Origin of the sequence: Pseudoalteromonas sp. SR45-5 (assembly GCF_014163565.1) — a bacterium.
In the GTDB taxonomy this organism is placed as follows: domain Bacteria; phylum Pseudomonadota; class Gammaproteobacteria; order Enterobacterales; family Alteromonadaceae; genus Pseudoalteromonas; species Pseudoalteromonas distincta.
Map to the genome: position 1 here is coordinate 1 of NZ_JACJDN010000102.1, position 8,738 is coordinate 8,738.

14 protein-coding genes and 1 pseudogene are annotated in these 8,738 nt (G+C 41.4%); 1 reads left to right on the top strand and 14 read right to left on the bottom strand.

What is annotated here, in order from left to right:
* From mutL to rpsJ, 14 genes are all read right to left on the bottom strand, one after another.
* The coding region (gene mutL / locus H5072_RS05965) for a DNA mismatch repair endonuclease MutL (RefSeq protein WP_182692993.1) at positions 1–456 on the bottom strand (456 nt) is incomplete at its 3' end.
* A 36-nt stretch (positions 457–492) separates the two neighbouring features.
* The gene (locus tag H5072_RS05970; protein ID WP_138489744.1) at positions 493–1,836 is read right to left on the bottom strand and encodes an N-acetylmuramoyl-L-alanine amidase; all 1,344 of its coding nucleotides are present in this window, start codon (positions 1,834–1,836) and stop codon (positions 493–495) included.
* A gap of 27 nt (positions 1,837–1,863) precedes the next feature.
* On the bottom strand, positions 1,864–2,331 hold the full coding sequence (tsaE, locus tag H5072_RS05975; protein ID WP_002957887.1) for a tRNA (adenosine(37)-N6)-threonylcarbamoyltransferase complex ATPase subunit type 1 TsaE: 468 nt from the start codon (positions 2,329–2,331) through the stop codon (positions 1,864–1,866).
* Between the two features lie 623 nt (positions 2,332–2,954).
* Positions 2,955–3,212 (bottom strand): 30S ribosomal protein S17, encoded by a 258-nt coding sequence (gene rpsQ, locus H5072_RS05980; RefSeq protein WP_002957888.1) that lies wholly within the window; start codon positions 3,210–3,212, stop codon positions 2,955–2,957.
* Positions 3,212–3,403: a 50S ribosomal protein L29 gene (rpmC, locus tag H5072_RS05985; protein ID WP_002957889.1), complete on the bottom strand. Its 192-nt coding sequence runs from the start codon at positions 3,401–3,403 to the stop codon at positions 3,212–3,214. Before rpmC ends, rpsQ begins: the two co-directional genes overlap by 1 nt.
* The gene (gene rplP, locus H5072_RS05990) at positions 3,403–3,816 is read right to left on the bottom strand and encodes a 50S ribosomal protein L16 (protein WP_002957890.1); all 414 of its coding nucleotides are present in this window, start codon (positions 3,814–3,816) and stop codon (positions 3,403–3,405) included. Before rplP ends, rpmC begins: the two co-directional genes overlap by 1 nt.
* 12 nt (positions 3,817–3,828) lie before the next feature.
* Complete coding sequence (gene rpsC / locus H5072_RS05995) at positions 3,829–4,530, bottom strand: 30S ribosomal protein S3 (RefSeq protein WP_002957891.1); 702 nt, start codon at positions 4,528–4,530, stop codon at positions 3,829–3,831.
* An 11-nt stretch (positions 4,531–4,541) separates the two neighbouring features.
* Entirely contained in the window at positions 4,542–4,874 is a 333-nt protein-coding gene (gene rplV, locus H5072_RS06000; RefSeq protein ID WP_002957892.1) for a 50S ribosomal protein L22, read from the bottom strand.
* Between the two features lie 13 nt (positions 4,875–4,887).
* A complete protein-coding gene (rpsS, locus tag H5072_RS06005) occupies positions 4,888–5,166 on the bottom strand; it encodes a 30S ribosomal protein S19 (RefSeq protein WP_004588689.1) in 279 nt (92 codons plus the stop codon).
* A gap of 15 nt (positions 5,167–5,181) precedes the next feature.
* Positions 5,182–6,006 carry a 50S ribosomal protein L2 gene (rplB, locus tag H5072_RS06010; RefSeq protein WP_002957895.1) on the bottom strand — a complete coding sequence of 275 codons (825 nt, stop codon included), beginning with the start codon at positions 6,004–6,006 and terminating at the stop codon, positions 5,182–5,184.
* Between the two features lie 15 nt (positions 6,007–6,021).
* A complete protein-coding gene (gene rplW / locus H5072_RS06015; RefSeq protein ID WP_002957896.1) occupies positions 6,022–6,324 on the bottom strand; it encodes a 50S ribosomal protein L23 in 303 nt (100 codons plus the stop codon).
* On the bottom strand, positions 6,321–6,926 hold the full coding sequence (rplD, locus tag H5072_RS06020; RefSeq protein ID WP_002957897.1) for a 50S ribosomal protein L4: 606 nt from the start codon (positions 6,924–6,926) through the stop codon (positions 6,321–6,323). The genes rplW and rplD overlap by 4 nt, the downstream gene beginning before the upstream one ends.
* Positions 6,927–6,943: 17 nt before the next feature.
* Positions 6,944–7,579 (bottom strand): 50S ribosomal protein L3, encoded by a 636-nt coding sequence (gene rplC / locus H5072_RS06025; RefSeq protein ID WP_002957898.1) that lies wholly within the window; start codon positions 7,577–7,579, stop codon positions 6,944–6,946.
* A gap of 27 nt (positions 7,580–7,606) precedes the next feature.
* The gene (rpsJ, locus tag H5072_RS06030; RefSeq protein WP_002957900.1) at positions 7,607–7,918 is read right to left on the bottom strand and encodes a 30S ribosomal protein S10; all 312 of its coding nucleotides are present in this window, start codon (positions 7,916–7,918) and stop codon (positions 7,607–7,609) included.
* Between the two features lie 417 nt (positions 7,919–8,335).
* Between rpsJ and H5072_RS06035 the strand changes: the two are divergent.
* Positions 8,336–8,738: pseudogene (locus tag H5072_RS06035) on the top strand (glycerol-3-phosphate 1-O-acyltransferase); the annotation flags it as partial.

Sequence of the window (8,738 nt, forward strand, 5' to 3'; positions counted from 1 at the left end):
AAAAAATAAATCTTTTACTTCAATGGTTGTGCCATCTGGATGCGCTACAGGTTTTACTTGAACGGCCATGTCGCGGCCTTCTGCAAAAGCTTGCCAAGCTGCTTCTTGCTCTTTTGGTTTTGAGCTCAGCGTTAAACGCGACACAGAACTAATTGACGCAAGTGCTTCCCCTCTAAAGCCAAGTGAGCAAATGTTTTCAAGGTCATCAAGTGATTTTAATTTACTTGTCGCGTGGCGAGAAAGTGCGAGCGTTAGCTCATCTTTATTTATCCCTGCGCCATTATCACGAATACGAATAAGTTTGTGGCCGCCGCGCTCAATATCAATTTGAATACGCGTTGCGCCAGCATCTAAGCTATTTTCAACAAGCTCTTTTACTACCGACGCTGGGCGCTCAACCACTTCGCCTGCGGCAATTTGGTTGGCTAAACGCGCGGGTAATATTTCAATATTCATGAGACTTCCTAGCAAACATTGCGCTAATAATAATGACTAACTTTGAGGTATATCGAGCTCTTGCCCAATAAATAAGGTATTAGAACTAAGCTTATTAACTTGTTTTAATTTATTGACTGTAACGCCATAGCGACTCGCTAACATACTTAAAGATTCACCGGGGCGTACTTTATGCTTTGTTGGATATTGCGACTTTAATTTAGCAAATAAAGAATCATCCGGCGGATTTTTCAAATAATAATTTTTAATTGAAGTAAATATAGCTTTAGCTAAACGCTCTTGATGATTAGGACTTTTAAGTAGCTTTTCTTCTCGCGGGTTAGATATAAACCCCGTTTCTACCAAAATAGATGGAATATCTGGTGATTTTAGTACTGCAAGGCTCGCATGCTGGGGATCTTTTTTATGCAGTTTGGCAACCTTACGAAGCTCTTTAACCACTTCGTCAGCTACATTTAAGCCAGTTTTCATAGAGTGGTCCATCGACATATCAAGCAACGCTTGTGCTAGATATTTTTCATTGGCGGCATCTTTCATTACATCAGCAGCGCCACCTAAAAGCTCGGAGTGTTTTTCTTTATCTTCTATCCATTTACCTATTTCTGAATTAGCACGTCTTAATGACAAAACCCACACAGAGGCACCATTTGGCCCAGGGCTTGTAAATGCATCAGCATGAATAGAAACAAAAAAATCTGCCTTTTTTTCACGGGCTCGATTAGTACGGGTATTTAATTTTACAAAATAGTCACCGCTTCGTACCATGCGCGAAATCATGCCACGTTCGCCATCAATCATGCGCTCTAAACGTTTCGCAATTTGCAGTGTAACTGTTTTTTCGTAGGTGCCTGATGGCCCAATTGAACCAGGATCTTCGCCGCCATGCCCCGCATCAATTGCAATAACAATGTCGCGTTCTTGGCTTAGTTGACGGTTTTTAGCGGCTGTTTGAGCAGGAGAAACAACTGTAGTAGCTTGGCTTTTATTGTATAAATCAACAACGAGTCTATTTTTATAAGGGCCTGTAGGTGCGAGGGCAAATACCACTGGCTTTATTGGCGCACTTAATTCAAATACTAAACGTACGCTTTGTTTATTTTTAGGTTTTGAGTAACGTAATTTGCTTACTATTTGATGTTTCGGGGGCACACCTGGCAATGTTTTTAACTCGCTAGTATTTTCTAAATCAATCACTAGGCGGCTAGGGTTTTTAAGCATGAAATAGCTAAAGTCGGGCTTATCATTTAAATCAAATACCACGCGCGTGCTATCTGGAGACGGCCATACACGCACACTATTGATTGTGTTTTTAGCCCATAGCGGCAAGCTTATGGTGATAACCATAAGATAAATAAAAAGTTTAACTACACCTCGGCTCATTGGATAATTACTGCCTTAACTATATTATTATTGATTATTTAGTTTTTCGACAATTGCTATACCGCGCTCACTCGCACTATTTATAACAATTTTACGTTCGTTACCCACATAGCTTAGAGTAATATCTAAATCAGGCACAGGAATAAATTCACCACCCTTTTCAGGCCATTCAACAACACAAATTGCGTCTGCTGAGAAATAATCGCGTATTCCCATGTATTCGAGTTCTTCAGGATCACCTAAGCGGTATAAGTCAAAATGATAAACATTTGCACGCTCAAGCTCATAAGGTTCTACTAGTGTATAGGTCGGGCTTTTAACCTTACCTGTATGGCCAAAGCCTTGCACTACACCTCGTGTAAACGTTGTTTTACCAGCACCTAAATCACCATGTAAATAAATAACCGCACCTTGCTCTATAATATCAGCAACGCGATTACCCATTGCAACCGTGGCAATCTCATCAGTTAAATGAAATTCAAAACTACGCGTCATTATTACCTCAAAAATTCATTCAAAAGCGCATATTTGCTAATCATACCAGAATATTCATTTAAGGCGATAAATTGAGGTTTTAGACATAAAAAAACCAGACAAGCGAATGATTAAAGTTATATTTGAATATCTATTTTCGATACCTTAAAACTGTAACATTGAAATAAAGTAAGAGAAAAGTAACACAACGGCTGAGATGCCTATAGCAAGTATTAAAGTTACTGAGATATGTAAGCTTATAATCAAACTTTTATGATTCAGCCACTAGTTCTGATACTAAAAAATATATAGCAACAACGGAGTTGATGACACAAACCAGAAAACTACCCTGCATGCTTTTGTATTTCTGATAAAAAGATAATACCAATTCGCTTAATTAAGTGATCTATTTTGAGGCTGGAAAAACGTGTTGATAGGTAGGCAGAAATTCGCTATTTAGTTGTTCTAAATGAGCATTTTTTAACGCAGGTAGCGACACGTTTAGCCCCGCAAAATGATTAAGTATTATTGCGGATTGGTATAAGTCCTAAATGTGTAAACACGTTTCAAGACAAGGCAGTTCCAGAAAACAAAAAGCCCCGGCTAATGCCAGGGCTTTTTTACAAAACTAACTTAATTAAAAATTAAGCTTGTTTTGGACTAGAAATAACGTCTACTAAAGTCCAAGATTTATTCTTAGAAATTGGTGCGCATTCACGGATAGTAACTACGTCACCCGCTTTTGCTGTGTTATTTTCGTCATGTACGTGTAACTTAGTCGTACGTTTAATGAATTTCCCATAGATTGGGTGCTTCACATAACGTGCGATAGCGATAGTGAAAGATTTTTCCATCTTGTCGCTGATTACACGGCCTTGAAGAGTACGAATTTTATCGCTCATTATTGACCTGCCTTCTGGTTAATAACTGTTTTTACACGCGCGATATCGCGGCGTACTGTTCTTAGCGTGTGTGTCTGAGCTAACTGACCAGTGCTAGCTTGCATGCGCATATTAAATTGCTCACGAAGTAGTCCTAGAAGTTCAGCATTAAGCTCTTCTACGCTTTTATCTTTTAGTTCGCTAGCTTTCATCACATTACCGTCCGAGTTACGAAAGTTGTTTTGAATGGCAGTTTACGAGCAGCAAGGTCAAACGCTTCACGAGCAAGCTCTTCTGAAACACCTTCCATTTCGTAAAGTACTTTACCAGGCTGAATTTCAGCAACCCAATATTCAACAGAACCTTTACCTTTACCCATACGAACTTCAAGAGGTTTTTCTGTAATCGGTTTGTCAGGGAAGACACGAATCCAGATTTTACCTTGACGTTTCACGTGACGCGTCATAGCACGACGAGCTGCTTCGATTTGACGAGCAGTCATACGGCCACGGCCAGTTGCTTTCAATCCGAAAGTACCGAAGCTTACTTTGTTACCGTTTTGCGCTAAACCGCGGTTGCGGCCTTTGTGCATTTTACGGAATTTTGTACGTTTTGGCTGTAACATTACTCGCTACCTCTACTTAGCACTTTTCTTGGCTTTCTTTGGTGCGCGTTTAGCTGGCTTCTCTTGCTCTTGTACTAGTGGTAAACCACCAATAACTTCGCCTTTGAAGATCCAAACTTTAACACCAATGATACCATAAGTGGTTAAGGCTTCAGAAGTTGCGTAATCGATATCAGCACGAAGAGTATGTAGAGGTACACGACCTTCACGATACCATTCTGAACGTGCGATTTCAGCGCCGCCAAGACGACCGCTAACTTCAACTTTAATCCCTTTAGAACCGATGCGCATTGCATTTTGTACCGAACGCTTCATAGCGCGACGGAACATAACACGACGTTCTAGTTGAGAGGCAATGCCGTCTGCTACTAGTTGTGCATCTAGTTCTGGTTTACGTACTTCAGAGATATTAATCTGAGCAGGTACACCAGCGATTTTAGTTACCGCTTGACGTAATTTTTCTACGTCTTCGCCTTTTTTACCGATAACAACACCCGGACGAGCCGTGTGAATTGTTACTCGGATTGATTTTGCTGGACGCTCAATAACGATTTTAGACACAGAAGCCGTTTTTAATTCCTTAGTAAGGAATGTACGAACTTTGTGATCGCCAAAAAGCTGTGCAGAGAAATCTTTTGAACTCGCGTACCAGGTAGAAACCCAAGGTTTAGATATACCTAGGCGAATACCAGTAGGATGAACTTTTTGTCCCATTACTTATACTCCTAGCTATCTGAAACCATAACAGTGATATGGCTTGTACGCTTAAGGATGCGATCTGCGCGTCCTTTAGCACGAGGCATAATACGTTTCATTGTAGGACCATCGTCCACAAAGATCGTTGTTATACGAAGCTCATCAATGTCAGCACCTTCGTTATGCTCTGCGTTAGCAATAGCAGACTCAAGTACTTTCTTAACTAATACAGCCGCTTTCTTAGGGCTGTACGCCAGGATTTCTAGTGCGCGATCTACAGGTAACCCGCGGATCTGATCTGCAACTAGACGTGCTTTTTGCGCCGAACCAGAGGCGAATTTATGTTTAGCTAATGCTTGCATTTATCTTCCCCTCTTATCGTTTCTTCGCTTTCTTATCCGCAGCATGGCCACGGTAAGTGCGAGTTGGTGCAAATTCACCTAGTTTGTGACCGATCATTTCGTCAGAAACGAAAACTGGTACGTGCTGGCGACCATTATGGACAGCAATGGTCAATCCGATCATGTTAGGTATGATCATTGAACGACGGCTCCAAGTTTTAATTGGCTTTTTCTCACCGCTTTCCAAAGCTTTCTCTACCTTCTTCAGCAAGTGTAGGTCTATAAAAGGACCCTTCTTGAGAGAGCGTGGCATGGCTATTCCTCAATATTACTTAGTACGACGACGTACTATAAATTTATCCGTACGCTTGTTCTTACGCGTCTTCGCACCTTTAGTCGGTTTACCCCATGGAGACACAGGATGACGACCACCAGATGTACGACCTTCACCACCACCGTGTGGGTGATCTACCGGGTTCATGGCAACACCACGAACTGTCGGACGAATACCACGCCAGCGATTTGCACCTGCTTTACCAAGTGAACGAAGCATATGCTCAGCATTGCCTACTTCACCTAGAGTCGCACGACAATCAGATTCAACTTTACGAACTTCGCCTGAACGAAGACGTAATGTTACATACTGACCATCACGAGCAAGGATTTGAACGTATGCACCAGCAGAACGTGCGATTTGAGCACCTTTACCTGGTTTTAATTCTACGTTGTGAACAGTCGAACCTACAGGCATATTACGCATTGGTAATGCATTACCAGGTTTGATTGGTGCATCAACACCAGACTGGATTGCATCGCCAGCTTTTAAGCCTTTTGGTGCGATAATGTAACGACGCTCACCGTCTGCATATAATACAAGAGCGATGTTTGCGCTACGATTTGGATCGTATTCTAAACGTTCAACAGTGGCTGGAATGCCATCTTTAGTACGTTTAAAATCGATTAAACGGTAATGTTGTTTATGACCACCACCGATATGACGAACCGTAATACGACCATTGTTATTACGACCACCTGATTTAGAGTTTTTCTCTAAAAGTGGTGCGTATGGCTTACCCTTATGTAGATCAGAGTTAACCACTTTAACTAGGTGACGACGGCCCGCAGAAGTAGGCTTACACTTTTGAAGTGCCATAATTCTATCCCCTTATTACTCGGCGCCGCCGACAAAGTCTAGCTCGCTGCCTTCTTTAAGAGTAACGTAAGCTTTTTTCCAGTCGCTACGACGACCGAAACGTGCGCCAGTACGTTTTGTTTTACCCTTAACGTTAAGTGTGCGAACACCCGTTACTTCTACTTCAAAAAGCTTCTCAACTGCTACTTTAATTTCAGCTTTAGTTGCGTCATTTACTACTTTAAAAACAATAGTATTGTTTTCTTCAGCAGCAATTGTGCTTTTTTCAGAGATATGTGGAGCAAGGATCACTTTTAAAAGACGTTCTTCGCGAATCATGCTAGCGCCTCCTCAAGTTGCTTAACAGCAGCGGCTGTAATAAGTACCTTATCGAAAGCAATTAAGCTTACAGGATCGATACCAGCTACATCACGTGTGTCAACCTTATAAAGGTTACGTGCCGATAAGAAAAGATTTTCATCTACTTCTTCAGTCACGATAAGAACATCTTTAAGCTCAAGTTCTTTAAGCTTAGCAACTAGTTCTTTAGTTTTTGGTGCTGCTAGAGCAAAACTTTCAACAACGATTAAACGCTCTTGACGAACTAATTCAGATAAGATGCTTTTAATCGCACCACGGTACATTTTACGGTTTACTTTTTGGCTGTGGTCTTGTGGTTTAGCTGCAAAGCTAACGCCACCTGAACGCCAAATTGGGCTACGGATTGTACCGGCACGTGCACGGCCAGTACCTTTTTGAGCCCATGGTTTTTTACCACCACCGCTTACTTCAGAACGTGTCTTCTGAGCACGAGTACCTTGACGAGCACCTGCTGCGTATGCAACAACTACTTGGTGTACTAATGCTTCGTTAAACTCACGTCCAAAAGTAGCTTCAGAAACTTCAAGACCGCCAGAAGCGTCTTTAATTGCTAATTCCATCACTAAATCTCCAGGACTTATGCTTTAACAGCTGGTTTAACGATAACGTCACCGCCAATAGCTCCAGGTACTGCACCCTTAACTAAAAGCAAATTACGCTCAGCGTCAACGCGAACTAGTTCTAAGTTTTGAGTCGTTACACGCTCAGCACCCATATGACCGGCCATTTTCTTACCTTTAAACACCTTACCAGGTGATTGGTTTTGACCGATTGAACCAGGAGCACGGTGAGATAGAGAGTTACCATGTGTAGCGTCTTGCATGCTGAAATTCCAGCGTTTAACACCACCTTGGAAACCTTTACCTTTAGAAGTACCGGTTACGTCAACCTTGTTGATTTCGTTGAATAATTCAACAGTAAGCTCAGCGCCTACTTCAAAATCGCCTTCACCACCGTTAAGGCGGAATTCCCACAGACCGCGACCCGCTTCAACACCAGCTTTAGCGAAATGACCCGCTTTAGCTTTGTTTACACGACTTGCTTTTTTAGTGCCTGCGGTTACTTGAAGCGCGTTATAACCGTCTGTTGCGTCAGATTTGATCTGAGCAATGCGGTTAGGTGTCGCTTCAATAACTGTCACAGGGATAGATACACCATCTTCAGTGAAGATTCGTGTCATACCCACTTTACGACCGACTAGACCTAATGCCATTTTCCTAAAACCTCTCTAATCTTTCGATTAACCCAGGCTGATTTGAACATCAACACCAGCAGCAAGATCTAAACGCATAAGCGCGTCTACAGTCTTGTCAGTTGGTTCTACGATGTCTATCAGACGTTTATGGGTGCGGATCTCGTACTGATCACGCGCATCTTTATTAACGTGCGGTGAAGTTAGTACAGTAAAACGTTCAAAGCGTGTAGGTAGTGGGATTGGACCACGTACTTGTGCGCCAGTGCGTTTCGCAGTTTCCACGATTTCTGCCGTTGATTGGTCAATCAAACGGTGGTCAAAAGCTTTTAGGCGAATACGAATGCGTTGATTTGACATTCTTAACCTCAATATAAAGAGCATATAAAAGAGCATAAAAAAACTACCGAAACAATCTTAAAACTTAAGATGTCGGCTGTTTGATTATATCTACGTTGAGTTCCAAATCGGAACTCCTGTTTATTAGCTTGAAATCCAAGCTTAATTTATCCTTTCTAATTCCCAGAGGAATTTTGAAAGCCTGCGTATTATAGAGGTATTGGTGATAAATGCAACAACTATTTAGAAACAATGTAATGAATACTAATTTGATTAAATATGCGTCCATACATGTTCAATAGCTATACTTGAACTAATGCTTTTGATGCTAGTCAACAAACAACTAAACATCTTAATTGCGCAAACTAAGGGATTTTTAGATATTATGGTATCCTGTTGCGCTAATTTTGCCCTTAATACTCTCAATATGGTGAGTCGATGCGTATTTTTAATTATTGTTTAAATGTTATGTCTGCTGGATTTAGTCGCTTATTTGTGAAAAGCAAAGTGCTGCCAGAAAATCCTATTAAACAGTATGATCTAAACCCTGAGTACCCTACATTTTACATAGTGCGTTTAAATTCACGTTTTGATTTAGCCGCGCTGGCGCATGTTTGTAAAAAGAATGGCCTACCTAGCCCAACAGAAGAGCAAGTGCTAGGGACTCAAAATTTAGACCGTTTTATTGGTATTAAAAATCCTCCACCGTTATTTGGTGATGAAGCAAAACCAACCAATGCTTTAGCCCAAGGCAAGCAAATTATTGAGTACTTAATAAAAAGCGGTCAGCAAAACGTACAAGTGGTGCCTGTTACTATTTTATGGGGGCGCGATCCAGGTA